The following is a 25,488-nucleotide window of genomic DNA, read 5'->3' on the forward strand; positions in this document are numbered from 1 at the left end:
GAGGGCGGGGCGTTGCGGCTGCTCGGGCTGCATCCCGATCAGCCGCAACCGCAGTCGGCCTCGCTCGTGCGCGGCCCCGTACCGCCCGCCTGGTGGCACCCCGCAGGCGAGCGGTACGCGGCCGAACGGTTCCCGTCTACCAGATCGCCTCGACCCACTCCGGGTGGTCGATGAACGGGTTCCGGTTGTGCTGGTACGTGTCGTAGATGACCTGGTTGCGCTTCTCCTCGAACGCGCTGGGCGGGTCCGCCTCGTTCCACGCCTTGAGGACGGAGAGCTTGCCCATGTACGGGTTGCTGCCGTTGCCCACCTTCTCGTTGGGCTCCAGGTTCGCCCAGCCGTCGTCGCCCTCGTAGCGGACGGTCATGTAGAGGATCATGCGGGCCACGTCGCCCCGGTCCGCCGCGCGCGGCGCGAAGGAGTCCGAGTCGACGGTGGAGCCGCCGCCGTTGGTGACCGCGCTGCCGCCGTTGTCGAAGTCCAGGTTGCCGCGGATGCTGTTGACCTGGACGTCGGCCGGACGCAGGTGGTGCAGGTCCGTGCCGGGGCCGATCGCCTCACCGAAGTCGCCGTGCGACTTGGCCCACGTGTGCTCGCGGTTCCAGTCGCCGACGTCACCGCCGTTGAGGGACTTGGCGCGCGAGACACCGCTGTACAGCAGGATCACGTTGTTGCTGTTGTTCGGATCCTGGTCGGTGGCCTTCAACGCGTCCCAGACCGCGGAGTACGAGATCTTCGTCTGACTGCTGATGATCGTGTGCAGCGCGGACTTGAGAGAGGTGCCCGTCTTGCCGACCGCGTTCTTGTAGTACGTCGTGTCGTACGCCGTGGTGGTGGCCGCGGCCGGGGTCGCGGTCAGCGCGGGGACGCTGAAACCGACCAGGACGGCTGCCGTCGTCAGGGCCACTGTCTTCCAGCGGCGGATGCGTGTCGCCAGCATAAAGGGGGTCCCATCTACGCGGGTTGAATGGAGGCGGCAGACGGGAGCGTGACATGGGCATGCAGCCCTGTAAATGACTTCGACATGTCGATCAGATGACCGGAACCGGCAATTTGCCCTTTGTCTACGCGAGTTGACGTACCAAAACGGCCCCCGACCGGGAGGTCAGGGGCCGTTGAGAGGCCAATAGGCGGCCTTGGGGCGCGCTTTGCTCAGTCAGTCACTCAGCTGACGTCCGACGGGTCCAGACGGTAGATCGTCGACGTGTTCGTCTGAGTGGAGGAGGCGGAGCCGGACGAGGATGTCGACGACGAGTCCGACGTACCGCTACCGCTCTTGCTGTACTCGCTCTCCTTCACCGCCGTCGCGTTCTTCTCCACCCAGCTGGTGATCTCCTGGTTCAGGCTGCTGTTGCCGCCCATGCCGCCGCCACCGAGCTGGATGTAGTGCAACTCGCCCTTCTTCACCAGTTCCTTGAGCTTGGCGAGGGTCATCGCCTTGTCGGAGCCGGTGAAGCCCCACATGGAGATGACGGGCTTGCCCGTGCTGAGGATCAGCTGGCCCGCGGACTGCGAATTGGACACCGCGAGCAGCCACTTGGCGCCGTCCTGGTGCTTCTCCAGGTACGAGACGAGCTCGGTGGAGGCACCGCCCCCGCCCATACCGCCGCCGCCACCGAAGCCGCCGCGACCACCGGTTGCGCCGCCGGGCGCGTCACCGGTACCGGTCCCACCGGGAGCCGTACCGCCGGTGCCGCCGGTCCCACCAGGAGCCGTGCCGCCGCCACTTGGAGCCCCGCTCGGCGCGCCCCCGCCTTGCGGCAGCTCACCGGTGCCGCCGCCCGGCGTCATCTGGCCCTGGCCGCCCGGGAGTTCCCCGTTCGCCTGGCCGCCGCCCTGCTGCGTGCCGCCCGGCAGCTCGCCGCGCTGCCCGCCGAAGCCGCCCCGGCCGCCGCCGGGACCGCCGCCTCCGCCGGGGCCGCCGTTGCCGGTGGAGGGACCGGCCGTCGGGTTGGTGCCGCCCATGCCGCCGCTCGCCGAGGAGAGGGCGGGCGAGGCCGCGTACGCCGTCGGGCCCGCGAGGGCCGCCACGATCGCCGCCGCGATGGAGAGGGAGAGCAGCCGGGCCTTGTTGCCCGAGCGGAAGACGAACAGGCCGATGATCGCGAGGACCATGACCACGCCGACCGCCGGCCACAGCCAGGTGTTCCAGTCGGTGGCCCGGCGCAGCAGCACGATCGCCCAGATGCCGGTGACCGCGAGCCCGGCCGGCAGCACCCACGACCAGCGGGCGTCACCGCCGCGGAAGGCGCGCCACAGCATGACGCCGCCGCCACCGGTGAGCGCCGCGATGCCCGGGGCGAGCGCGGTCGTGTAGTACGGGTGCATGGTGCCCTCGGCCATCGCGAAGGTCAGGTAGTGCAGCACCAGCCAGCCGCCCCACAGCACCAGCGCGGCGCGGGTGAGGTCGGTGCGCGGGGCGCGCCCGCACAGCACCAGGCCGGCCACCAGCGCGATGGCCGCGAAGGGGATCAGCCAGGAGATCTGCCCGCCGAGGATGTCGTTGAACATCCGGCCCAGGCCCGCGGTGCCGGCGAAGGTGCCGCCTCCGCCGCCCCCACCGGCCCCGCCCCCGCCGCCTCCGCCGTTGCCCTCGCCGCCGAAGACGCGGCCCAGGCCGTTGTAGCCCATGATCAGGTTCCAGGCGCTGCCGTCGGTCGAACCGCCGATGTAGGGGCGGTCGTCGGCGGGTACGAGGGACACGGCCGTGGCCCACCAGAAGCTGGAGACGGCCAACGCGACCGTGGCCAGGGCCAGTTGGACGAGCTTCTTCTTCCAGCCCAGCTTCGACGCGAACAGGTACACGGCGAAGACGGCGGGCAGGGCGATGTAGCCCTGGAGCATCTTGGTGTTGAAGGCGAGTCCGAAGCAGACGGCCGAGCCGATCAGCGGCAGCAGCCGTTCGGTGCGCACCGAGCGCAGGGCGAGGGCCGCGCCGCCGACCATCAGCAGGACGAGCAGGGTGTCGGGGTTGTTGTCCCGGTTGATGGCGACCGTGATCGGCGTCAGCGCGAGCACGAGCGCGGCGATCGCCGCCGCCACGTGCCCGAAGTACCGCTTCACGGACGCGTGCAGGATCCAGATCGTGCCGAGCGCGGCGGCGACCTCCGGCAGCATCATCTGCCAGGTGCCGAAGCCGAAGATCCGGCAGGACAGGCCCATGACCATCAGGGCGAACGGCGGTTTGTCGACCGTGATGAAGTTGCCCGCGTCGAGCGAGCCGAAGAACCAGGCCTCCCAGCTCTTGGTGCCGCTGTAGACGGCCGAGCTGTAGAAGCTGTTGAGGCTGGACCCGGACAGATTCCAGGAGTACAGCGCCGCCGCCAGCACCAGGATGGCGATCAGGGCGGGCAGCGACCAGCGCGGTGCTTTGTCCGAGGGCGCCGCGGGCGGGGTCGGCGGCGGCCAGTCTTCGGACACGGTCTCGGTGTGGGGGTGTGGATCGGTGGCAGATGTCACCCGAGCATCGTGGTGACGGGGAGTGGGCGCGCGCTGTGGCGAACCTGGCCCCCGGCTGTGAATCGACCAAGGGCTCGGCAACGTCTTGTTCAGTCGTTGCCCAACGGGGTCGTCCCAGCGGGGCCGATACAACCCTTGCCCAATTGGAAAGCGGTGCGTACAACCTTTCGGTCGAACCTGTGAGTCATAGAGGGCATGACTAACGGGGAAGCTCGAATATCCGTACGTGCCAGATGGATCGCCGGCGCCACGCTCGCCGCCTGTGTGGCCACCGCCACCGCCGCCACGCCCGCCGCCGCGGCGGCCGCACCGACCGTCGCCTGCACCTCGTCCAAGGCGGCGCTCGCGACCAAGCTCAAGAAGGACATCACCGCCGCCCTCGCCAACCGCAAGGGCACCATCGCGGTCGGCCTCTACGACCGCACCACCAACACCACGTGCTCGCTCCGCGCCTCCAGCGCCTTCGACTCGGCGAGCGTCGTCAAGGTGACCGTTCTGGCCACGCTCCTGTGGGACGCGAAGAAGCACAACCGGTATCTGACCGACACCGAGGCCGCCCGCGCCAAGGCCATGATCACCAAGTCCGACAACGACGCGACCAGCAAGCTCTGGAAGCAGTTGGGCCTGACGAAGATCAAGGGCTTCCTGGCCGCCGCCAAGATGACGCAGACCAAGCCCGGCGCGAACGGCTACTGGGGGCTCACCCAGATCACGGTCACCGACGAGCAGAAACTGCTCAAACTGGTCACCGCGAAGAACAGCGTCCTGAGCGACAACGCCCGTGCCTACATCCAGAAGCTGATGGGCCAGGTCATCTCGTCCCAGCGCTGGGGCACCCCGTACGGCACCCCCTCCGGCGTCTCCGTGCACGTCAAGAACGGCTGGCTGCAACGCGCCACGCACGGCTGGCGCGTGCACAGCGTCGGCACGTTCAAGGGCGGCGGCCACGACTACATGATCACGGTGCTGACGCACGGCAACAGCACCATGAACTACGGGATCACCACCATCCAGGGCGTCGCCAAGGTCATCCACAAGGACCTGGCCGCGAGCTGATTTTTCACGAAACGGTCTCCCGGTCGTCACTGTCCCCGCCCTACGGTGACGCCCATGCGCCTGAGAACCGTACTCACGACCGTCACTGCGGCCCTGGCGGCGGCCACCTGTCTGACCGCCGCCGGGCCGGCTTCGGCCGGCACCGCTGTGACCGCCAACTCCTACGGGAGCAACGCGTGTTCGCCCGCCGTCTCCCTCGACCGCTTCTCCGACGCCCTGGACAAGACGACCTACCAGGGCACGTTCGTCGGCAACTTCTCCGCGCTGGCGGTCGACCGTGACGGCTCCCTGGCCGCCCTCTCCGACCGCTCCTCGCTGTTCGACCTGAACGCGAGGACGCTGGCCCCGGAGAAGGCCGTCCCGCTCGCCGACGAGAACGGCGCCGCGCTCGACTCCGAGGGTCTGGTCATCGACCGGGACGGCACCCGCCTGATCACCTCGGAGACCGAGCCGTCGATCCGCCGCTACTCCCGCGACGGCAAGATCCTCGACCGCCTCCCGGTCCCGTCCTCCCTGCTCGTCGCCCCCGCAGGGCGCGCCACCTCGAACCAGACCTTCGAGGGCCTGACCCTGCTGCCCGGCGGCCACACCCTGCTCGCGTCGATGGAGTACGCCATCGCCGGCGACTCCACCGGCATCGTCCGCTTCCAGACCTGGAACCGGACCAAGGGCAACCACTTCAAGCTCGGCGCGCAGTACGCGTACCGCACCGACGAGGCCATTCTCGGCGTCCCCGAGGTCCAGGCGACCCCCGACGGCCGCCTCCTCGTCCTGGAGCGCGGCTTCACCGCGGGCGTCGGCAACACCGTCCGCCTCTACCTGGCCGACCCCCGCCGCGCCACCGACACGAGCGGCATCGAGAACCTCACGGGCCAGTCGGGCGTACGCCTGATCAAGAAGACCCTCCTCACCGACATCGCCACCTGCCCCACCCTGGGCGCCACGGCGAAGCAGCCCCAGCCCAACCCCCTCCTCGACAACATCGAGGGCATGACGATCACGGGCAAGGAGAAGGGCCGCCTCAAGGTCCTCCTGGTGAGCGACGACAACCAGAACGCGGTCCAGACGACCCGGTTCTACTACCTGCGGGTACGGGTCTGATCCCAGGTGTCCTGTTCTCCCCTCTCTTTGTTGCGGAGGGATGAAATCCGCTTCGATTGACGTTGGTGCCCTTCGGTGGATCAGTACGTGGATCCGCACCAGAAACAACGGAGGGCACCGGCGTGGCACAAGAGCAGGGCTGGGTAAAACGACTCGCCGGATACGCCTGGCGCCACCCGACGGACGTCGTCCTCGCCCTCGGCTCCTCCCTCGGCGGCATGGCCGTGATGGCCGTCGTTCCGCTGGTCACCAAGGTGATCATCGACGACGTGATCGGCGACCACAGCCGGGACATGGCCCCCTGGGCCGGCGCCCTGATCGCCGCCGCCGTGGTCGTCTACGTCCTCACCTACATCCGCCGCTACTACGGCGGCCGCCTCGCCCTCGACGTCCAGCACGACCTGCGGACGGAGATGTTCGAGACGATCACCCGGCTCGACGGGCGCCGGCAGGACGAGCTGTCCACCGGCCAGGTCGTCGGGCGCGCGACCAGCGACCTCCAGCTGATCCAGGGCCTGCTCTTCATGCTCCCGATGACCATCGGGAACCTCCTGCTCTTCGTGATCTCGCTCGGCATCATGGCCTGGCTGTCCCCGCCGCTCACGCTGGTCGCCCTCGCGGTGGCCCCGGCCCTGTGGTGGATCGCGCGCCGCAGCCGTTCGAAGCTGCACCCCGCCACCTGGTACGCGCAGGCCCAGGCCGCCGCCGTGGCGGGCGTGGTCGACGGAGCCGTCAGCGGCGTACGCGTGGTGAAGGGGTTCGGGCAGGAGGAGCAGGAGACCGGGAAGCTGCGGGAGGTCGGGCGGCGGCTGTTCGCGGGGCGGCTGCGGACCATCCGGCTCAACAGCCGGTACACCCCGGCGCTGCAGGCCGTCCCCGCCCTCGGCCAGGTCGCGATGCTGGCGCTCGGCGGCTGGCTGGCGGTGCGCGGGCACATCACGCTCGGCACGTTCGTCGCCTTCTCCACCTACCTCGCCCAGCTCGTCGGCCCGGTCCGGATGCTCGCCGTGGTCCTCACCGTCGGCCAGCAGGCCCGCGCCGGCACCGAGCGCGTCCTGGAACTGATCGACACCGAGCCGACCATGAAGGACGGCACGAAGGAACTGCCCGCCGACGCGCCCGCGACCGTCGAGTTCGACGACGTGTCCTTCGGCTACGACCATGAGCGCCCCGTCCTCGACGGGCTCTCCTTCGAGATCCGCGCCGGCGAGACCCTCGCGGTCGTCGGCTCCTCCGGCTCCGGCAAGTCCACCGTCTCCCTGCTCCTGCCGCGCTTCTACGACGTCACGCACGGTGCCGTCCTCGTCGGCGGCCACGACGTCCGCGAGCTGACCCACGACTCGCTGCGCGCCGCGATCGGCCTGGTCCCCGAGGACTCCTTCCTCTTCTCCGACACGGTCCGCAACAACATCGCCTACGGCCGCCCCGACGCGACCGACGAACAGGTCGAGGCCGCCGCGCGCGCCGCCCAGGCGGACCGCTTCATCGCCGAGCTCCCCGAGGGCTACGCCACCACGGTCGGCGAGCACGGCCTCACCCTCTCCGGCGGCCAGCGTCAGCGCGTCGCCCTCGCCCGCGCGATCCTCGCCGACCCGCGGCTCCTGGTCCTCGACGACGCGACCTCGGCCGTGGACGCGCGCGTGGAGCACGAGATCCACGAGGCGCTCAAGGAGGTCATGCGGGGCCGCACCACCCTCCTCATCGCCCACCGCCGCTCCACCCTGGGCCTGGCCGACCGCATCGCCGTCCTCGACGCAGGCCGCCTCGCGGATGTCGGCACCCACGAGGAGCTCCAGCAGCGGTCGGCCCTCTACCGCCGCCTGCTGACCGACCCCGACGAGCTGGGCGGCGTCTCGCCCGGCCACGCCCTGCCCGCCGCCCCGGCCGAAGACACCTCCGTACGCGACGAGTTGGACGCCGAGTTCGACGCGGAGCGCGGAGTGACCCCGCGGCTGTGGACCGGCGATCGCGCGCCCAAGGACACCGCGCTGGCCGGGATGCCCGCCACGCCCGAACTCCTCGACCAGGTCGACGCGTTGCCGCCGGCGACCGACGTGCCCGGCATCGACGAGGCACGGGCGGTGCGGGCGGAGGAGTCGTACGGTCTTGGACGTCTGCTGCACGGGTTCCGGAAGCCGCTGCTGATCAGCCTCGGGCTGGTCGCCGTCGACGCGGGCATGAGCCTGCTGCTGCCCGTGCTGATCCGGCACGGCATCGACCAGGGCGTCTCCGCGCTGGCGATCGGCGCGGTCTGGGCGGCCGCGCTGCTCGGACTGGTCGCCGTCGCCGTGCAGTGGGCGGCGCAGACCGGTGAGACCCGGATGACCGGACGTACCGGCGAACGGGTGCTGTACGCACTCCGGTTGAAGATCTTCGCCCAGCTCCAGCGGCTCGGACTCGACTACTACGAGCGGGAGTTGACCGGCCGGATCATGACGAGGATGACGACCGACGTCGACGCCCTCTCGACCTTCCTGCAGACCGGTCTGGTCACGGCGTTCGTCTCGGTCGTCACCTTCTTCGGCATCATGGGCGCGCTGTTGGTGATCGACGTGCAGCTCGCACTCGTCGTGTTCGCCACCCTCCCGCCGCTGATCATCGCCACCTTCTTCTTCCGCCGGGCGAGCGTGAAGGCGTACGAACTCGCCCGTGAGCGCGTGTCGGTGGTCAACGCCGACCTCCAGGAGTCGGTGTCGGGGCTCAGGATCGTGCAGGCCTTCCGGCGCGAGCGGGACGGCGGGGCGCGGTTCGCGGAGCGCAGCGCGAGCTACCGGGCGGCGCGGACGCGGGGCCAGTGGCTGATCTCGATCTACTTCCCCTTCGTCCAGCTGCTGTCGTCTGTGGCGGCCGCCGCGGTACTGATCTCGGGCGCGGGCCGTATCGACGACGCCACGCTCACCACCGGTGCGCTGGTCGCGTACCTCCTCTACATCGACCTGTTTTTCGCCCCCGTCCAGCAGCTCTCCCAGGTCTTCGACGGCTACCAGCAGGCCTCGGTCTCGCTGGGCCGCATCCAGGAGTTGCTGCGCGAGCCGACCTCCACGAAGGCCGCGGCCGAACCGCTGGACGTCCTCTCCCTCCGCGGCGAGATCGCCTTCGAGGACGTGCACTTCGCGTACGGGGAGGGTGAAGAGGCGCTCGGCGGCGTGGAGTTGAGCATCCCGGCCGGGCAGACGGTCGCGTTCGTCGGCGAGACCGGCGCCGGCAAGTCGACCCTGGTGAAGCTGGTGGCCCGCTTCTACGACCCCACGGGCGGCCGGGTGACCGTCGACGGCGCCGATCTGCGCACCCTCGACCTCACCTCGTACCGCCACCGCCTGGGCGTGGTCCCGCAGGAGGCGTACCTCTTCCAGGGCACCGTCCGCGACGCCATCGCCTACGGCCGCCCGGACGCCACCGACGCCCAGGTCGAGGCGGCGGCCCGCGCGGTGGGCGCGCACGAGATGATCGCCACGTTGGACGGCGGCTACCTCCACGAGGTCGCCGAGCGCGGCCGCAATCTCTCCGCGGGCCAGCGTCAGCTGATCGCCCTGGCCCGCGCCGAGCTGGTCGACCCGGACGTCCTCCTCCTCGACGAGGCGACGGCCGCTCTGGACCTGGCCACGGAGGCCCAGGTCAACCACGCCACCGACCGCCTCACCGGCCGCCGCACCACCCTGGTAGTGGCCCACCGCCTGACCACGGCGGCCCGCGCGGACCGGGTGGTGGTGATGGACCACGGCATGGTGGTCGAGGACGGCACGCACGACGAGCTTCTGGCCCTGGACGGCCGGTACGCCCGGCTGTGGCGGACGTTCGTCGGGCAGTCCGAGCCGGAGGAGCCGGTCGGGGCGGTTCGCTGACGGTCGCGCAACCATCCGACATACGTCGTGCGTCCGTACACCCGTACGCTCATCGACGGGTCGGCCGGCGGCGGTACGGGAGGGACGACAGTGGACACAGGTGCGATACGGAGGTGGTTCGCCCTCGGTATGGCCGTGCTGACCGCGTCCGGAGTGCTCGCGCTCGCCACACCCGCCAGTGCCCAGGGTGCCGCGTACTGCGGCGGGCGCAAGGTGCGGGACCTGCCCTTCTCCACCGGCGTCGTCCACGTCTACAAGCGCAGTGGATACGTCTGTGCCGTCACCTTCCCCAAGACGGCGAGCGGCGCCAAGCGGGCCATGTCGGTCAGCGTGCAGGCGCGCGGCAACCGGCCCGTGGTGGACAAGGGGAGGTACACCCACCACGCGGGCCCGGTCACCGTGCACGCCGGGCACCGCTGTGTGTGGATCAAGGGCTCGGTGGGCCGGGGCGCGGTCAGTTCGGGCTGGATTCTTTGCTGATTCGCGGCTTTCCTACAAGCTTTTCTTGAACTCCCCTGGTGCGGACGCCGGTTGCTCGACTAGCTTCCGGCGGACAGCTGTACTCACAGGGGAGTGTGCATGCGCAAGGCGCTCAGATGGCTGCTGGCGCTCACCGTGCTGATAGGCACGTTGAGCACGGCCGGGGCGGCCACCGCCGCCCAGCCGACCGGCGGCACGACCGACATCAAGGATCGGCTGCTCTCCATACCGGGGATGAGCCTGATCGAGGAGAAGCCGTACACCGGCTACCGCTTCTTCGTCCTGAACTACACCCAGCCGGTCGACCACCGGCACCCGTCCAAGGGCACCTTCCAGCAGCGGATCACCGTGCTGCACAAGGACGTCAGCCGCCCGACGGTCTTCTACACCGGCGGCTACAACGTCTCCACGACACCCAGCCGCCGCGAGCCGACCCAGATCGTGGACGGCAACCAGGTCTCCATGGAGTACCGCTACTTCACCCCCTCCCGGCCGGCCCCGGCCGACTGGAGCAAGCTGGACATCTGGCAGGCGGCCAGCGACCAGCACCGCATCTTCAAGGCGCTGAAGAAGATCTACGCCAAGAACTGGGTCTCCACGGGCGGCTCCAAGGGCGGCATGACCGCCACGTACTACGAGCGCTTCTACCCCAAGGACATGGACGGCGTCGTCGCGTACGTCGCCCCCAACGACGTGGTGAACGACGAGGACTCGGCCTACGACCGCTTCTTCGCGAGCGTCGGCACCAAGGAGTGCCGCGACCGCCTGAACGCCGTGCAGCGCGAGGCCCTCGTGCGCCGCGAGCCGCTGGAGCAGAAGTACGCCGCCTACGCGGCCGAGAACGGCTACACCTTCACCACCGTCGGCAGCCTGGACAAGGCCTACGAGGCCGTCGTGCTCGACTACGTCTGGGGCTTCTGGCAGTACAGCCTGCTCGCGGACTGCGCCGACATCCCGGCCGACGCCAAGAACGCCACCGACGACGCGATCTGGACCTCGGTCGACACGATCTCCGGCTTCTCCTTCTACACGGACCAGGGCCTGGAGCCGTACACGCCGTACTACTACCAGGCGGGCACCCAACTGGGCGCGCCCACCATCCACTTCCCGCACATCGAGAAGAAGTACATCCGCTACGGCTACCAGCCGCCGCGGAACTTCGTGCCGCGCTCGATCCCGATGAAGTTCCAGCCGTCCGCCATGCGTGACGTCGACTCGTGGGTGAAGCACAACGCCCGCCACATGCTCTTCGTCTACGGACAGAACGACCCGTGGGGCGGGGAGCGCTTCGCCGTCGGCAAGGGCGCGAAGGACTCCTACGTCTTCACCGCGCCGGGCCTCAACCACGGCGCCAACGTGGCCGGTCTGGTCGCCGACCAGAAGGCGCTCGCCACCGCGCGGATCCTCGCCTGGGCCGGCGTCCCCGCGGCCACCACGGCGCAGGCCAAGCCGCTGGCGAAGTTCGACAAGAAGCTGGACGTACGGGACGTGGAGCGCGAGCCGGCGCTGCGCCCGTAGCACCGCACCGGTTTGACCCGTAACTCCCGGGCTGCGTCCGGCCGTTGATCACCCGTGATCACACCGGCCGGGCGCAGCCCACCCGTTTGTCGCCCTCCAGTTGCACGTACAGGGCCGTCGTCGCCGGGCACTGGGTGCGTTTCGCGACCGCCTTCACCACCTTGTACTGCGGCTTCTTCTTGCCGCTGCCGTCGCACGCCGTCTCACGGACCTGTCCGTTGCCGGAGCCGTAGACGCAGTCGCCGACGATGGTGCGCGGACCGCCCCCGCCGCCCGGGTCGCCGGGATGCGGCGACTCCAGGTTGCGCATGCAGGCGTACCCCTGCGGCACCGAGCCGTCGCCGTCCTCGTCGGAGGACGGGCTCTGCTCGCTGATGTGCAGCACGAAGTCCGTGGTCGCCGGGCACAGCGGACCCTGGCCCACCGTGCCGTCGAACCGCGCCACCACCCGCGCCGCCGCCCGCTCACTGGTGCACGGCACCTCGGTGAAGCTGGTCTTCCCGAACGAGCTGCACTCGTCCACGCCCAGGAACACCGCCCCGTAGCCGGACGGCCGGCTCGCGGTCGCGGTGACCGTCCCGGTGGGCGCGGCGCTCGCGTCACCGCCCTCCGAACCGGACGCCGACAGGACGTCGCAGCCCGACACCAGGGCAGCGAGCAGTGCCACCAGTGCGCAGACCACCCCCACAGAACTTCTCTCACGCATCGTGAACCCCCCGGTACCCCCGCCCAGCGTGACCCGCAACAGCGGGCACACGCCAGACATACGGGGTGCTTCGGGCCGATTGGTGGGTGTACGCCGGTTGTGTGGCGTACCGCCCCTACGCCCGCCGTCCAGGGCTCAGTACGACAGTCCGTGTCCGACGGGGTACAGCACCTCCGTCGGATCGTCCGCCTTCTGCACCGGCACCGGCAGCTTCCCGCGGGGCGCCACCCGGCCGGCGATCACCCGCGCGGCGGCCCGCAGTTCGACGTCGGTCCAGGAGTAGGCGGCCAGGAAGGCCCGGACGGACGGCAGTTGTGCCACGTCGTACGGATTCCTGACCGCGACCGCGACCACCGGCTTCCCGGTCGCCACCAACTGCTCGACCAGCGTCTTCTGGGAGTTGCCCGCCGTGACGTTGTACGTGCCCACGACCACCGCGTCCGCGTCCTTCGCCGCCGCGACCGCCTTGGCGATCGTGGCCGCTGAGGGAGCGGTGCCCGTGGACAGCGCGGTGGCGGTGAAGCCGAGCCCGGTGAGCGCGGCGGCGAGCACGCCGGTCGGCGGCCCGGTGGTGCCGGAGGGGGAGGCGGGATCCGCGCCCACGACGAGCACCTTCTTGTGGGTCCTGCGGGACAGCGGCAGCAGCCCGCCCTCGTTCACCAGCAGGGTCGTCGTCCGCTCCGCGATCCGGTCGGCCGTCGCCAGGTGCGACCGGGTGCCGACCACCCGGTCCACGTCGCCCTGCCGGACGTACGGCTCCTCGAACAGCCGCAGCCGTGCCTTCAGCCGCAGCACCCGCAGGATCGACTCGTCGAGCCGCGCCTCCGTCAACTCCCCGTCCCGCACGGCGTTCAGCACCGCGTTCCAGGCGATGTCGAGGGAGGGCGGATTGAGCAGCTGGTCGACTCCCGCCTTGAGGGCGAGCACGGGCACGCGGTCGTCCCCGTACTTCTGCCGTACGCCCTCCATGCCCAGCGAGTCGGTGATGACCACCCCGTCGTAGCCGAGCTCCCCGCGCAGGATGCCGGTGAGGATCGGGTGGGAGAGGGTGGCCGGGTCGCCGGAGTCGTCGAGCGCCGGGACCATGATGTGGGCGGTCATGATCGAGTCGATCCGGGCGTCGATCGCGGCCCGGAAGGGCACCGCGTCCAGCGTCGACCACAGTTCGCGGCTGTGCGTGATGATCGGAAAGCCGAAGTGGCTGTCGACGGCGGTGTCCCCGTGCCCGGGGAAGTGCTTGGCGGTCGCGGCCACCCGGCTGCTCCGGTACCCCTTCACCTCGGCGGCGACCAGTCCGGCCACGGCGTTCGGGTCGGCGCCGAAGGAGCGGACGCCGATGACCGGGTTGGCCGGATTGACGTTCACGTCGGCGTCGGGGGAGTAGTCCTGGTTGATGCCCATCGCGCGCAGCTCGGCGCCGGAGATCCGGCCGAGCGTGCGGGCGTCGGCGCGGGAGCCGCCGGCGCCGATCGCCATCGCGCCCGGGAAGAGGGTGGCGGGTGCGCCGACGCGGCACACGATGCCGTGCTCCTGGTCGGTGGCGACGAGCACGGGCAGCCCGCGCGGCTGCTTGAGGGAGGCCTTCTGGATGCCGTTGGAGAGGCCGGCGATCTGGTGCGGGTCCCGGGTGTTGTGCGCCCAGGTGAAGTAGATGATGCCGCCGACCCGGTACTTGGCGATCAGCTCGGCGGCCGTGCGCACGCCGATCTCGCTCAGGTTGGCGTCGATGTCGGCCTGGTCGGGGGCGGTGGCGGAGTGGCCGTAGACCCGCATGACGAAGAGCTGGCCGACCTTCTCGGGCAGCGTCATACGGGAGATCAGGGAGCGGAGTTTCTTGTCGTCGGCGTGGGCGGTGCCGCCGATCGCGAGGGATGCGGTGACGCCCATGGTCGCGGTGAGAACGGTGCGTCTGGAGGGCACGTGCGCTCCTTCCGGAGGTGATCCTTTGAAGGAAACTTCCGAGGAGTCAGCAATATCCGGGAAGTTTCTGCCAGTCAAGGGAGTGCGCACGGTACGTGAAGAGGGGCCGCCATCGGCGCTGTTGGAGGGGGGCGCGCCGATGGCGGCTTCTGCCGGCCGTGGTACGGCGGAGAGGGTAGGTCAGCGATCGCAGCCAGCAGCGAGGGCCGACACCGCACCACGGGACTCATCCGGCAGCTCGGGGGTTGGACGAACCGTAGTCGGCGGGGGTTCCCGCCGTGCCGACGATTCCCGGAAGTTGGTGACGCAGGGTCCAACGTGACGGGTGGGTCGTGACCTTGGACCACGGCTCCCGCAGAGTGCGTACGCCCTCTGCGTCCCCGACGACACGGGTCGGGCGTGGTCCAGTGACTCCGGGTACCCGGAATCTCGGTCGACGACCCGGGGCGCGTACGGAAGACTCTCCCGCGTTTCCGAGAGGCGTTCGCGCAGGCGCGGGCGCGGTGAAGAGGGGGAGTCGCGGGTGACCTTCGAGTTGCGGGGGCCGGTCCTGGCGGGCGAGTTCGTGCGCCTGGAGCCGCTGGAGCATCGGCACGCGGCCGATCTCGCGGTGGCGGCCGAGGAGGACCGGGACACGTACGCGTTCACCTGGGTGCCGAGGGCGGACGAGGTGGCGGCGTACATCGACGCGCAGCTCGCCCGCGCGGCGACCGGACGGCTCGCGCCGTACGCGCAGGTGTCCCTCGCCACCGGGCGGGCGGTGGGCGCGACCTCGTACTGGGAGCCGCGGTCCTGGCTGTCGGAGGACCGACTCGACGCGGTGGAGGTCGGGTTCACCTGGCTGGCGCGCTCCGCGCAGGGCACGGGCGTCAACTCCGAGGCCAAGCTGCTTCTCTTCCGGCACGCCTTCGAGGAGTGGGGCGTGGCCCGCGTGGACCTCAAGACGGACGCCCGCAACAGCCGTTCCCGCGCGGCCATCGAGAGCGTCGGCGCCCGCTTCGAGGGCGTGCTGAGGAACTGGTCGCGGTCCTGGGCGCCGGGGGAGGACGGGCGGTTGCGGGACTCCGCGATCTACTCGGTGACGGCGGAGGAGTGGCCGGAGTGCCGGGAGAGGCTTGAGGCGCGGGTGGCGCGGGTGGCGCGGCGGCGGGTGAGCGGGGTGCGGGGGTAGGGGCCGGTGGAAGTCCGGTGCGGTGCAGTCTCCTCAGGGGGCGGGTCGGGGCGGCTTTCAAGGGGTTGCGGGCAGGGGTGGCTTCTCCCGCAGTTCCGGTGTCGTCGCGGCCACCGCTCCCACCGCCGCCAGGCACATCAGGCCGCCGGTGATGAGGGAGACCGTGCCGGAGGTCCAGCCGGCGAGGAGGCCGCCGCGGACGTTGCCGAGGTTCGGGCCCGCCTGGCCGACGATCATCTCCGCCGCGGTCACCCGGCCGAGCAGCGCGTCCGGGGTGTGGAGCCGCACGATCGTGGAGCGGGCGAGCACGGAGGCGGAGTCGCCGGCGCCGGCCACGACGAGCAGGCCGAGGCCGAGCCAGGGGCTGGTGGAGAGGCCGAACGCGACGAGCGCGCCGCCCCAGACGCCCGCCCCGATCAGCATCACGAGCCCGGGGCGGGCGAACCGGGTGACCGGCCCCGACAGCGCCGTCGCGGTCACGCCACCCACCGCCAGCGCCGACAGGAACAGACCCAGCGTGCGCGGGTCGTCGCCGAACCGCTCGGCGTTGACCAGGGGGAAGAGGCTGACCGGGAAGGACAGCACGGTCGCGGCGAAGTCGGTCAGCAGCGCGCCGCGCACCGCCCGGTGGGCGATCAGGAAGCGCAGTCCGTCCAGTACGCCGTGCACCCCCGGCCGTGACTTCTCGCCGTCGGGCGGGAGCGCGGGCAGGCCGAAGGCGCCGTAGAAGGACGCACCGAAGCTGACGGTGTCCAGCAGGTAGCAGACACCGATGCCCCACCAGCCGAGCACCACTCCCGCCGCGGCCGGGCCGACCAGCATCATCGCGAGGCCCGTGACCTGCTGGAGGGCGAGACCCGCGGCCACCTGGTCCTTGGGCAGCAGCCGCGGCACGAACACGCCCGCCGCGGGGGCGCCGAGCGCGGAGAACGACGTCTGCACCGCGACGAGCACGAGGACGACGACCACGTGCACATGCCCGGTGAAGGCCTGCACGGTGAGCAGCGCGGAGCACACCGCCGAGCCGACGGTCCCCGTGAGGTACATCCGGCGCCGGTCGGTCCGGTCGGCCCAGGCCCCCGCGAACAGGCTGACCCCGACCATCGGCACCGCCTGGGCCACGCCCACCGCCCCGGTCCACATGGAGCTGTGGGTCATGTCCCACACCTGGTACATGACGGTGACCATGGTCATGAAGCTGCCGAGCGTGGACACCGTCCGCCCGAACAGCAGCCGCCGGAAGACGGGCGAGGTCCGCAGCGGCCGGACGTCGATGAACGCCCGGCCGAGGCGCGTGGGGCCGGTGGGGCTCATGAGGGCATGGCGGGGTACGGAGCGGGGTGCGGGGTCACCCGGGGACCCTAGTCAGCGGCCCGTCGGGAGGGCCAGCGATTTACGCCGGACCGTTCCCGGTGGCGATCCGAGCCGGGCCGTTCCCGGTGTCCTGCCTACGCCGAGTCGTTGAGGAGCCGGCACAGGTGGTCGTGTCCGGCCGCCAGCAGCCCGTCGAGCGGCGCGGCCTCCTCGTACCACCGCTTCTCGTACTCCCAGCACAGCCACCCGTCCCAGCCGTGCCGGGAGAGCACCTCGACGCACTCCGCGAGCGGCAGCACGCCGGCGCCGAGGGGGAGGGGGGTGGTGTCGTCGGCGGAGGCGATGTCCTTGACCTGGACATAGCCGAGGAAGGGGGCGAGGGCGGCGTAGGACTCGGAGGGCTGTTCGCCGCCGAGCCAGGTGTGCATGACGTCCCAGAGCGCGCCGGCGTTGCGGTGGCCGACCCGGCCCAGGACGCGGATCGCGTCGGCGCCCGTGCGGTGCGAGTCGTGCGTCTCCAGCAGGATGCGTACGCCGAGGTCCGCGCCGTACTCCGCGGCCGTGCCGAGCCTGCGGGCCGCCGTCGCGTCGGCGCGCTCGCGGGTCTGCTCGTGGCCGCCGCCGGGGAAGACCCGGACGTAGGGGGCGCCGAGGTCGCGGGCGAGGTCGACCAGGCGGCGGACCTCCTCGATCACCGGCCCGTCGTCGCCGGGCGCCGCCACGCGCGCGTACCCGGCGATGCCGAGGACGTCGATGCCGCCGGCCTTGAACTCGGCGGCCACGTCCGCCCGTTCGTCGAGGTCGAGGCCGGGGTGCACCGGTTCCTCCGGGTGGGCGCGCAGCTCCACACCGTGGTAGCCGTGGGTGGCCGCGAGCCGGACTACGTCCGTGACGGGCAGGCCGGGGACGCCGAGGGTGGAGAACGCCAGTCTCATGCCTCTACTCTCACTCGCCCGTCCCGTGCAGGTCCAGGCGCCAGTCCTGTCCGATCAGGTCCTTTCCGAAGGACCGGTGCGGTTTCTCGGCGATGAGCACGAAGCCGCGGCGCTGGTAGACGTGCCGGGCCGCGGTGAGTACGTCGTTGGTCCACAGGACGAGATCGCGGTAGCCGACCCCGCGCGCGAAGTCGACGACGGCACCGACCAGGCGGTCGCCGATGCCGAGTCCGCGGGCGTCGGGCTCGACGAGCAGCAGCCGCAGCCGCGCGGTGCCCGGGGCGTCGTCCCGTACGCACATCACGCATCCCACCGGGCGCCCGTCCAGCTCGGCGACCCACACCCGCTCCAGATGCGGATCGTGGTCCTCGGCGAAGTCGGCGACGATCCGGGCCACGAGCCCCTCGTAGTCGGCGTTGAACCCGTACTCGGCCGCGTACAGCGCGGCATTGCGCTGCACGATCCAGCCCAGATCACCGGGCCCCGGCTCGCGCAGCAGGACGTCCTCGCGGCGGGGCCGCCGCCCCTCGGAGAGGATCTCCCGCACGGTACGCATCGCCTCCGACAGCCGGGGCCGGTCGGCGGCCGGCACGCTCGACAGCAGCGCCCCGACGGATTCGTCGGCACGCTCGGCGAGCAGCGCGGCGGTCTCGCGCCCGCGCGCGGTGAGCGTGATGTGCCGCCGCCGGGTGTCCTCCCTGGACGGCACGCGTTCGATCAGCCCGTCCTGCTCGAACTTGTTCAGGATCCGGCTCAAGTACCCGGCGTCCAGAGCCAGTTCCCCGCGCAGGTCGGCGGCGTCGGTGCGCGGGGAGTGGGCGAGTTCGTACAGGACGCGGGACTCGGTGAGGGTGTAGGGCGCGTAGAGGTGGCGGCTGTAGTCGAGGGCGCCGATGACGTTGGTGTAGAAGCGGTTGAAGGCGCGGATGTCCTGGACGGTCATGGTGGTCGCCCCCTGGGTGATAGTTGACTCAGTCAGAGATCCCGTCGGACCGAGCCTACGACCCCCGCGCCTCCGGCGGCTACCCCTCGGCGGCCGGCCGAAAGACGCACACCTGGACGCCGGTCTTCCCCGCGACGGTGGAGACGAGCTCGAACCCCCGCTTGACCTTGTCGTCCGGCCAGATCGACTTGCCGCCGCCGAGCAGCACGGGCATCACGATGAGCTGCAGTTCGTCGACGAGCCCCGCGCTGAGCAGCGCCCGTACGAGCGTCGGACTCCCCATCATCGCCAGGTCGCCGCCCTCGCTCTCCCGCAGCTCGCTGATCCGCGCGAGGGCGTCGGCGCCGGGGATCCGCTCGGTGTTGTTCCAGGCCAGTTCGCCGTCGCCGAGGCTGTCGCTCACGACGTACTTCTTCAGCGAGTTGAGCCGGTCCGCGAACGGATCCCCGGCCCGCTCGGGCCACGCCCCCGCCATCGTCAGATACGTCCGGCGCCCGTACAGCAGGGCCTCGGCCCGCTCCAGGCCCGCGGCGAAGGCCCCGCCGACCACCTCCGGATCGAAGTACGGATGCGACCAGCCGCCGTGCGCGAAGCCGCCGTCGGTGTCCTCCTCGGGACCGCCGGGGGCCTGTACGACTCCGTCGAGACTGATGAACTCACTGACCACGATGCGCATGGGACTCATTCCTGTCGTAGGCGGGCTGCTGCCTGTGGGTTGTCGCTTGCGGGGGTGAAGACCGCGGGAGGGAGCGGAACTCATCGCCGGCCGCGATAGACGGCCGCAGCGACCCGCACGAACGACTCGACCAGCGGACTGCCATCCTCCCCGCCCCTCCACGCCACCACCACCGGACTGGGCGGCATGTCGACGAGCGGCACGACGGCGAGCCCGGCCCCCGGTGGGTGCCCGACGAGCGTCATCCCGACGGTTCCGTTCCACAGCACGGCCTGCCGGCACTCCTCGACGGCCCGCACCACGGGTCCCTCCCGAACCTCGCCACCGTTCCAGTACCCCTGCCAGCGGGAATCGGTCCCCTCCGGAAACCGGAACCACCGCCGATCCACGAGATCGGCCAGCTTCAGACTCCCGCGCCCGGCCAGCGGATCGTCGTCCCGCAGCAACGCCCCCACCGGATCGGCCCGCAACTCCCGTACGACGAGCCCGGTCTCGTCGAACGGCCCCCGGGTCAGGGCGACATCGACCACCCCGGCGTGCAACCCACAGGTGGGGTCGGCCAGTTCGGTCTCGCGAACGCGCACCTCGACGTCCGGATGCCGCAGCCGATAGGCGTCGGCGAGCCGCGCGACCCGGGGATCGGTGGAGTCGCCGAGCAGCCCGACGGTGAGGACGGCGACCCCGGAGGCGACGGCCACCCGCACACGCGCCCGCTCCCCCTGATCGAGCAGCCCCCGCGCCTCGTCGAGCAGCACGGCCCCGGCGGGCGTGAGCGCGACCCCGGCGGACGACCGCTCGAAGAGCACGGCACCGAGGTCGTTCTCCAGCCGCTGGATAGCCCGACTCAGCGGCGGCTGACTGATGTGCAACCGAGCTGCGGCCCGCCCGAAGTGGAGCTCCTCGGCAACGGCCACGAAGTAGCGCAGCGTACGCAGTTCCATCCCGGCCACCCCCTCCTCCCTGCGACGATACCCGCACGGTATGAAGCCGGCGGAACAGGTCTTGGACGCCACCCGGGCCCAGCCGCTGCAATCGAGGCATGACTGCCCCTGGACGCACCTCATGACCCTCGCCTACTGGATCACCGCCGCCGTACTGGCCCTCTTCTACGTCTACGCCGGCACCCTGAAGCTCCTCCGCAGCCGCGAGCAGCTCCGCCCGATGATGGCGTGGGTGGACGAGACGCCGATGCGGGCGGTGAGGACGATCGGGGTGGTGGAACTACTGGGCGCGCTGGGCCTGATCCTCCCGCCGGCGACCGACATCGCACCTTGGCTGGCAGTGGTGGCGGCTGTCGGGTTCGTGGTGCTGCAAGTGGGCGCGCTCAGGGTCCATTTGAGGCGGGGGGACCGCCAAGTCGGGCTCAATGCGGGGCTGGTTGTGGTGGCGGGGGTGGCTGCGGGGCTGGGGAGCGTCTGGTTGTGAGGGCGGGGCCTACCACCAGGAGGGCCCCTTGCCGCGGTGCGGTACCTGGAGGGTGACGCGGGCTCCCTCGCCGGGAGTGGAGTGGACGGTGAGGTCTCCGTTCAGCAGGTGGGCGCGCTCGCGCATGGCCGGCAGCCCGGTGCCCGTGGAGAGCGCCGTGAGTGGTGAGGTCCGGACGGCCGGTTCGGAAGGTCGTCGGGCGGCCATCCCGAGGCCGTCGTCCCGGACCGTCACGCTGATCGCGTGGTCGTCGCTGTCGAGTTGCACCAGGAGGTGGCTCGCCTGGGCGTGCTTGACCGCGTTGTTCACCGCTTCCTGCACGATGCGGTAGACGTGCGCCTGGGCCTCCGGCGACAACTCGTCGCCGGGCCCGCTCCACGCGGCTCCGACGCGCAGTTCCGTCTCCAGCCCGAAGGTCTCCTCGGTGCGCCGGCACAGTGTTTCGAGCGCGGCCACCAGTCCGAACTGGTCGAGGGCGAACGGCCGCATCTCCACGATCAGGTGCCGCAAGGACGTGATCTGGTTCGCGATCAGGCCCCGCGCCTGGTTGATGGCCTCGTTCGTCGCGGCGGACTGGCCGGCGCCGACGGCGGTGGACAGCACGATCTGGACGGCGCCCAGTTCCTGAAGGGTCTCGTCGTGCAACTCGCGGGCCCAGCGCCGACGTTCGCGCTCCTCGCCGTCGCTGCGGGCCTGAGCCAGGTCCCGTGCGAGGGCACGGCGACGCGACACCGCACTGCGGCCCAGCATCGCGGCGCAGCCGATCAGCAGGAGCGGCACGATGTTCAGGCCGTTGAACAGCGGCTCCTTGGTCATACGGACCAGTTGCTGCACGGCGAGAATCAGCGCGAGCCCGCTCAGCGCCGCAAGCCAGGCCCGCCGGACGGCGTTGCTCAGCGCCGCCGCGACGATGAGGACGACGGCCGCGCCGAGGGAGAACCTCATCACCCAACGCGGCTGCTGCTGAAGGACCTCGACCGCGAAGGCGACGACGAGCAGCGCAGCGCCCGCGCCCTCCGTGATCGGACCGGCCTTGGACCGCGGCCCGCCGTGCGTCACAGCAGCCCGCGTTCACGGGCCGCGGCGATGAGTTCCGCCCGTGTCTCGGTCCCGAGCTTGTCCCGAACCCTGGCGCGATGGGTCTCCACGGTCCGCACGGAGACATGCAGCCGTCCGGCGATCTCCTGATTGGTATGGCCCAGGGCGAGCAGCGAAAGAACCTGAAGTTCGCGCGCGCTCAGAGAGCCGTCCCCCTCGACGCCGGGACCTCCGGTGTCGGAGACGGCCAGCCGGGCACCCATGACCGGCTGGAGATACGTAGCTCCCTTCGCGACCTGCCGAGCCGCGCCGACCAGCTCTTCCGCCGCCGCCTCCTTGAGCAGATATCCGGCGGCCCCGATCCGCAGCGACGCGCGCGCGAACGCCGGGTCCTCCTGCATCGTGAGGACCAGGATGCGGGTGCCGGGCGACGCCGTGAGCAGATCGGGGATCGAGGGCAGGCTGGACTGCCCGGCCATGGTGAGGTCCAGGACCAGCACGGACGGCTGATGCTCCGTCACGCACCGCACGGTCTCCGCGACCGTGGAACTCTCGGCGACGACCTCGAAGGACGCGTCCTGGGACAACAGCACCCGCATGCCCGCCCGGACCACCGGATGATCATCGGCAATCACCACACTGAGACGCGACACAGCCTCCACCCCCTGCCCGGCGCGGCCGAAATTCATGGAAGCAAAGGTACTGGGCGACCCGGCCGACGCAGCCTGAGGGACTGGCGGCGCGGCTTGAGGGATGGGTGGCCCGGCCTCAGGGACTGGCTGCGCGGCGCAGGGGATCGGCGGTCCGGCCTCAGGACCTGGCTGCGTGGTGCGGGGGATCGGCGGACCGGCCGCAGGGACTGGCCGGTCCGGCCTAAGGGAGTGGTGGCGCGGTCCGACGGATCGGTGGTCCGGCTTCAGAGATTGGCGGTCCGGCCTCAGGAGACTGGCGGTGCGGTCTGAGGGACCGGTGGCCGCCCTCAGGGACAGGCGGTCGAGGGATCGGCGGCGCGGTCCGAGGGACCGGCGGCCCAGCCCCAGGAACAGACAGCGCGGCCCCAGGGACAGGCAGCCCGGCCCCAAGGACCAGCGGCGCGGTCACGCGAGGCCCGACGTCGCCGAACCCGCGGACGCGACTGCGGGAAACCCGCAGCATGTCTGCGGCCCGGCGCCGATGTCCGGAAGGCGTCGGGGCACCACCATGGCTGGTCAGAGACCTCGGCCGGGCGTGCGGTGCCCGGTCGGCCGACACGGACGGAACGGTTCACAGATGATCGACAGGCGCACCTTCGGCAAGGTCACCGGCGCGGGCGCGGCGGGCGCGGCCGCGGTATCACTGGCCGGCCTGAGTCACCCCTCGGCCGCAGCCGCCCTGCCCTCGGGATCCGGCGCCGAGAAGGCGACAGCGCCCCGGACACCGGGCACGGGCGACGGCTCCTTCCCGGTGCTGAAGCAGGTCAGGGCAGGAGAACTCACCATCGGCTACGCCGAAACCGGCCCAGCCCGCGGACCGGTCGTCATCCTCCTGCACGGCTGGCCGTACGACATCCACAGCTACGTGGATGTCGCGCCCCTTCTCGCGGCCCGCGGCTACCGCGTGATCGTCCCCTACCTGCGCGGACACGGCACCACGAGCTTCCGCTCGCCCCACACCTTCCGCAACGCGCAGCAGGCGGTGATCGCCCTCGACATCATCGCCCTGATGGACGCCTTGCGGATCGAGAAGGCCGTACTGGGCGGCTTCGACTGGGGATCGCGGACCGCCGACATCATCGCCGCGCTCTGGCCCAAGCGCTGCAAGGCCCTTGTCTCCGTGACCGGTTACCTCATCACCAACCGGGAGATGAACAAGCTGCCGCTGCCCCCGGCGGCCGAACTGGCGTGGTGGTACCAGTACTACTTCGCCACGGACCGAGGGGAGTCGGGCCTGACGGAGTACCGGCACGACTTCACCAAGCTCATCTGGCGCAACGTCTCCCCGACCTGGGACTTCGACGACGCCACCTTCGACCGCACCGCCGCGGCCTTCGACAACCCGGACTACGTCGCCATCGTGATCCACAACTACCGCTGGCGACTGGGCCTCGCGGAAGGCGACCCCCGCTACGACGGCATCGAGACGCGGCTCGCCGCCGGACCGGACATCGCGGTACCCACCATCACGGTCGACGGCGAGCGGGACCCCTTCACCCCGGCCGGCGACGGCTCGGCGTACCGGGCCAAGTTCACCGGCCCCTACGACCACCGCACACTGCGGGGCATCGGCCACAACGTCCCGCAGGAAGCACCCGAGGCGTTCGCCCAGGCCGTCCTCGACGTCGACCGATTCTGACCAAGAGCACGGCAAGGCAACTCCGCTGCCGCACAACAAAGGAGGACGAGATGACCCCTGAAAAGACCGAACTCCCGGACGTAACCGAGACCGCACGGCGCACACGGTTCGGCAGCTTGCCGGAGCGCATCCGCCCGGAGGACATGACCGAGGAGACACCGGCCACGGCACCGGACCCGGCGAGGGACACGTACAGCTCCGACGAATGGCTGACTCGTACGTGCCTGTGAGGCAGTTCAGCGGACCCCCGCTCGACCCACCTCCCCGACGACTCACCCCCGCGGCACCCCCGTAGACCCCCGAACCATCAACTCCCCCCCAACCGTCGCGATCCCCCCGGGCGGCGGCTCCTCCCGCCCCATCGCGATCCGTCCCGCCCGACCCCCCGCCTCCGCCAACGGCAACCGCACCGTCGTCAGCGACGGCACCGCATCCACACTGAACGGCAGATCGTCGAACCCGGCGACGGAGACGTCGTCCGGGATCCGCAGACCCGACTCCCGCAGCGCGGCCGCCGCCCCCAGCGCGACGGAGTCGTTCGCCGCGACGACGGCCGTCAACGACGGGTCCCGGCGGAGGAGTTCGAGGGTCGCCTCGTATCCCGCCTGGCGGTCGTAGCGGCCGTGCACCGTCCAGCGCGGGTCCTCGGAGATCCCCGCCGCGGTCAGCGCCGCGCGGTGTCCCTCCAGGCGGTGCCGCGTCGTCGTCCGTTCCTCCGGTCCCGCGATGTAGCCGAGCCGGCGGTGGCCGAGGCCGATCAGGTGTTCCGTCAGCCGCTGCCCGCCCCCGCGGTTGTCGAAGGTGAGCGCGACCGCCCCGGTGTCCGGCGCCGGCGGCCGCCCGCACAGCACCACCCGCGTCCCCGCCTCGTTCAGCCGCCGCAGCTTCGCCGCCACGGCCGCCGCGTGCGGCAGGTTCTCGACCGCGCCGCCGGTCAGCACCACCGCCGCGGCCCGCTGCCGTTGCAGCAACGTCAGATACGTCAGCTCACGCTCCGGCGAACCCCCCGTGTTGCACACCACCGCGAGCCGCTCCCCGCCCGCACGCCCCCCGGGCCCCCCGATCTCCGCCTGGATCGCGCTCGCCATGATCCCGAAGAAGGGGTCGGCGATGTCGTTCACCAGGATCCCGACCAGGTCGGAGGTGGCCGCGGCCAGCGCGCTCGCGGGGCCGTTCAGTACGTAGTCCAGCTCGTCGACCGCCTTCAGCACCCGCTCCCGGGTGGAGGCCGCGACGGGATAGTTCCCGTTCAGCACGCGCGACACCGTCGCGGGGGAGACCTGGGCGCGGGCCGCCACGTCCGCCAGGGTCACCGTCATGTCGTTCGTCCTCCGGTCGCGCATCATCGGTCGCGCATCTAGTCGTACGCCGTCGTACACCCTCGTACGCCGTCGTACTCGGGCTGCTCGAAGGGAGTCCCCGCCCGAGCAGACGGCAGGGAGACGCCCCCGTCCGAGCAGACGATAAGGCCACCGACCCCGGTTGTTCGCCCCCTCGAACAACTCGACCCCATCACGGTCTTGTACAGACCAGTGCGCAAAGGCTAACTTCTGCATATGTAGAAAGCGCTTGC

General features: G+C 71.1%; 21 protein-coding genes. 9 read left to right on the forward strand and 12 right to left on the reverse strand.

The genetic code is table 11. The features are described from left to right. Positions 1 to 136: 136 nt before the first annotated feature. Both ACWDR3_RS08525 and ACWDR3_RS08530 read right to left on the reverse strand, forming a co-directional pair. Positions 137 to 940, reverse strand: a complete 804-nt coding sequence (locus ACWDR3_RS08525) for an endonuclease I family protein (protein ID WP_450351698.1) — start codon at positions 938 to 940, stop codon at positions 137 to 139. A gap of 224 nt (positions 941 to 1,164) precedes the next feature. Beyond that, entirely contained in the window at positions 1,165 to 3,459 is a 2,295-nt protein-coding gene (locus ACWDR3_RS08530) for a glycosyltransferase family 39 protein (protein ID WP_450351699.1), read from the reverse strand. A gap of 195 nt (positions 3,460 to 3,654) precedes the next feature. On the opposite strand from ACWDR3_RS08530, the gene ACWDR3_RS08535 reads away from it, so the two are divergent. The 5 genes from ACWDR3_RS08535 to ACWDR3_RS08555 all read left to right on the forward strand — a co-directional run bounded on the left by ACWDR3_RS08535 (position 3,655) and on the right by ACWDR3_RS08555 (position 11,456). Continuing rightward, complete coding sequence (locus ACWDR3_RS08535; protein ID WP_450351700.1) at positions 3,655 to 4,515, forward strand: serine hydrolase; 861 nt, start codon at positions 3,655 to 3,657, stop codon at positions 4,513 to 4,515. 54 nt (positions 4,516 to 4,569) lie between these two features. Further along, positions 4,570 to 5,616 carry an esterase-like activity of phytase family protein gene (locus ACWDR3_RS08540; protein WP_450351701.1) on the forward strand — a complete coding sequence of 349 codons (1,047 nt, stop codon included), beginning with the start codon at positions 4,570 to 4,572 and terminating at the stop codon, positions 5,614 to 5,616. A 122-nt stretch (positions 5,617 to 5,738) separates the two neighbouring features. Beyond that, positions 5,739 to 9,458, forward strand: a complete 3,720-nt coding sequence (locus ACWDR3_RS08545) for an ABC transporter ATP-binding protein (protein ID WP_450351702.1) — start codon at positions 5,739 to 5,741, stop codon at positions 9,456 to 9,458. A 90-nt stretch (positions 9,459 to 9,548) separates the two neighbouring features. Beyond that, the gene (locus ACWDR3_RS08550) at positions 9,549 to 9,938 is read left to right on the forward strand and encodes a hypothetical protein (RefSeq protein WP_450351703.1); all 390 of its coding nucleotides are present in this window, start codon (positions 9,549 to 9,551) and stop codon (positions 9,936 to 9,938) included. A gap of 99 nt (positions 9,939 to 10,037) precedes the next feature. Then, the gene (locus ACWDR3_RS08555) at positions 10,038 to 11,456 is read left to right on the forward strand and encodes a S28 family serine protease (protein WP_450351704.1); all 1,419 of its coding nucleotides are present in this window, start codon (positions 10,038 to 10,040) and stop codon (positions 11,454 to 11,456) included. A 58-nt stretch (positions 11,457 to 11,514) separates the two neighbouring features. On the opposite strand, the gene ACWDR3_RS08560 is transcribed toward ACWDR3_RS08555, so the two are convergent. Beyond that, a complete protein-coding gene (locus ACWDR3_RS08560) occupies positions 11,515 to 12,162 on the reverse strand; it encodes a hypothetical protein (RefSeq protein WP_450351705.1) in 648 nt (215 codons plus the stop codon). 135 nt (positions 12,163 to 12,297) lie between these two features. Beyond that, positions 12,298 to 14,082 carry a glycoside hydrolase family 3 protein gene (locus ACWDR3_RS08565; RefSeq protein ID WP_450351706.1) on the reverse strand — a complete coding sequence of 595 codons (1,785 nt, stop codon included), beginning with the start codon at positions 14,080 to 14,082 and terminating at the stop codon, positions 12,298 to 12,300. A gap of 523 nt (positions 14,083 to 14,605) precedes the next feature. Here ACWDR3_RS08565 and ACWDR3_RS08570 point away from each other — a divergent pair. Continuing rightward, positions 14,606 to 15,253: a GNAT family N-acetyltransferase gene (locus ACWDR3_RS08570; protein ID WP_450351707.1), complete on the forward strand. Its 648-nt coding sequence runs from the start codon at positions 14,606 to 14,608 to the stop codon at positions 15,251 to 15,253. Between the two features lie 57 nt (positions 15,254 to 15,310). Here the strand turns inward: ACWDR3_RS08570 and ACWDR3_RS08575 are convergent, their stop codons facing one another. From ACWDR3_RS08575 to ACWDR3_RS08595, 5 genes are all read right to left on the reverse strand, one after another. Then, complete coding sequence (locus tag ACWDR3_RS08575; protein WP_450351708.1) at positions 15,311 to 16,567, reverse strand: MFS transporter; 1,257 nt, start codon at positions 16,565 to 16,567, stop codon at positions 15,311 to 15,313. Between the two features lie 134 nt (positions 16,568 to 16,701). Continuing rightward, the gene (locus ACWDR3_RS08580) at positions 16,702 to 17,502 is read right to left on the reverse strand and encodes a sugar phosphate isomerase/epimerase family protein (protein WP_450351709.1); all 801 of its coding nucleotides are present in this window, start codon (positions 17,500 to 17,502) and stop codon (positions 16,702 to 16,704) included. A gap of 10 nt (positions 17,503 to 17,512) precedes the next feature. Continuing rightward, positions 17,513 to 18,445, reverse strand: coding sequence for a bifunctional helix-turn-helix transcriptional regulator/GNAT family N-acetyltransferase (locus ACWDR3_RS08585; RefSeq protein WP_450351710.1), 933 nt, complete (start codon positions 18,443 to 18,445; stop codon positions 17,513 to 17,515). A 79-nt stretch (positions 18,446 to 18,524) separates the two neighbouring features. After that, complete coding sequence (locus tag ACWDR3_RS08590; protein ID WP_450351711.1) at positions 18,525 to 19,121, reverse strand: dihydrofolate reductase family protein; 597 nt, start codon at positions 19,119 to 19,121, stop codon at positions 18,525 to 18,527. Between the two features lie 80 nt (positions 19,122 to 19,201). After that, entirely contained in the window at positions 19,202 to 20,062 is an 861-nt protein-coding gene (locus ACWDR3_RS08595; protein WP_450351712.1) for a LysR family transcriptional regulator, read from the reverse strand. Positions 20,063 to 20,183: 121 nt separating this feature from the next. Between ACWDR3_RS08595 and ACWDR3_RS08600 the strand changes: the two genes are divergently transcribed. Further along, positions 20,184 to 20,546 carry a DoxX family protein gene (locus ACWDR3_RS08600; RefSeq protein WP_450351713.1) on the forward strand — a complete coding sequence of 121 codons (363 nt, stop codon included), beginning with the start codon at positions 20,184 to 20,186 and terminating at the stop codon, positions 20,544 to 20,546. A gap of 9 nt (positions 20,547 to 20,555) precedes the next feature. On the opposite strand, the gene ACWDR3_RS08605 is transcribed toward ACWDR3_RS08600, so the two are convergent. Further along, on the reverse strand, positions 20,556 to 21,605 hold the full coding sequence (locus ACWDR3_RS08605; RefSeq protein WP_450351714.1) for a sensor histidine kinase: 1,050 nt from the start codon (positions 21,603 to 21,605) through the stop codon (positions 20,556 to 20,558). After that, on the reverse strand, positions 21,602 to 22,273 hold the full coding sequence (locus ACWDR3_RS08610) for a response regulator transcription factor (protein WP_450351715.1): 672 nt from the start codon (positions 22,271 to 22,273) through the stop codon (positions 21,602 to 21,604). The genes ACWDR3_RS08605 and ACWDR3_RS08610 overlap by 4 nt, the downstream gene beginning before the upstream one ends. 580 nt (positions 22,274 to 22,853) lie before the next feature. Here ACWDR3_RS08610 and ACWDR3_RS08615 point away from each other — a divergent pair. Together ACWDR3_RS08615 and ACWDR3_RS08620 are read left to right on the forward strand one after the other, a co-directional pair. Further along, complete coding sequence (locus ACWDR3_RS08615; protein WP_450351716.1) at positions 22,854 to 23,915, forward strand: alpha/beta fold hydrolase; 1,062 nt, start codon at positions 22,854 to 22,856, stop codon at positions 23,913 to 23,915. A gap of 50 nt (positions 23,916 to 23,965) precedes the next feature. Continuing rightward, the gene (locus ACWDR3_RS08620; protein ID WP_450351717.1) at positions 23,966 to 24,145 is read left to right on the forward strand and encodes a hypothetical protein; all 180 of its coding nucleotides are present in this window, start codon (positions 23,966 to 23,968) and stop codon (positions 24,143 to 24,145) included. Between the two features lie 42 nt (positions 24,146 to 24,187). Here the strand turns inward: ACWDR3_RS08620 and ACWDR3_RS08625 are convergent, their stop codons facing one another. Further along, positions 24,188 to 25,234, reverse strand: coding sequence for a LacI family DNA-binding transcriptional regulator (locus ACWDR3_RS08625; RefSeq protein WP_450351718.1), 1,047 nt, complete (start codon positions 25,232 to 25,234; stop codon positions 24,188 to 24,190). Positions 25,235 to 25,488 lie beyond the last annotated feature (254 nt).

The organism is Streptomyces sp. NPDC001002 (assembly GCF_053599215.1).

Excerpts from the sequence above, each read along its gene's own strand:
- ACWDR3_RS08525 (WP_450351698.1), bottom strand. The coding sequence starts at position 940 with ATGCTGGCGACACGCATCCGCCGCTGGAAGACAGTGGCCCTGACGACG.
- ACWDR3_RS08535 (WP_450351700.1), top strand. The coding sequence starts at position 3,655 with ATGACTAACGGGGAAGCTCGAATATCCGTACGTGCCAGATGGATCGCC.
- ACWDR3_RS08540 (WP_450351701.1), top strand. The coding sequence starts at position 4,570 with ATGCGCCTGAGAACCGTACTCACGACCGTCACTGCGGCCCTGGCGGCG.
- ACWDR3_RS08555 (WP_450351704.1), top strand. The coding sequence starts at position 10,038 with ATGCGCAAGGCGCTCAGATGGCTGCTGGCGCTCACCGTGCTGATAGGC.
- ACWDR3_RS08560 (WP_450351705.1), bottom strand. The coding sequence starts at position 12,162 with ATGCGTGAGAGAAGTTCTGTGGGGGTGGTCTGCGCACTGGTGGCACTG.
- ACWDR3_RS08575 (WP_450351708.1), bottom strand. The coding sequence starts at position 16,567 with ATGAGCCCCACCGGCCCCACGCGCCTCGGCCGGGCGTTCATCGACGTC.
- ACWDR3_RS08580 (WP_450351709.1), bottom strand. The coding sequence starts at position 17,502 with ATGAGACTGGCGTTCTCCACCCTCGGCGTCCCCGGCCTGCCCGTCACG.
- ACWDR3_RS08585 (WP_450351710.1), bottom strand. The coding sequence starts at position 18,445 with ATGACCGTCCAGGACATCCGCGCCTTCAACCGCTTCTACACCAACGTC.
- ACWDR3_RS08590 (WP_450351711.1), bottom strand. The coding sequence starts at position 19,121 with ATGCGCATCGTGGTCAGTGAGTTCATCAGTCTCGACGGAGTCGTACAG.
- ACWDR3_RS08595 (WP_450351712.1), bottom strand. The coding sequence starts at position 20,062 with ATGGAACTGCGTACGCTGCGCTACTTCGTGGCCGTTGCCGAGGAGCTC.
- ACWDR3_RS08600 (WP_450351713.1), top strand. The coding sequence starts at position 20,184 with ATGACCCTCGCCTACTGGATCACCGCCGCCGTACTGGCCCTCTTCTAC.
- ACWDR3_RS08610 (WP_450351715.1), bottom strand. The coding sequence starts at position 22,273 with ATGAATTTCGGCCGCGCCGGGCAGGGGGTGGAGGCTGTGTCGCGTCTC.
- ACWDR3_RS08615 (WP_450351716.1), top strand. The coding sequence starts at position 22,854 with ATGATCGACAGGCGCACCTTCGGCAAGGTCACCGGCGCGGGCGCGGCG.
- ACWDR3_RS08620 (WP_450351717.1), top strand. The coding sequence starts at position 23,966 with ATGACCCCTGAAAAGACCGAACTCCCGGACGTAACCGAGACCGCACGG.
- ACWDR3_RS08625 (WP_450351718.1), bottom strand. The coding sequence starts at position 25,234 with ATGACGGTGACCCTGGCGGACGTGGCGGCCCGCGCCCAGGTCTCCCCC.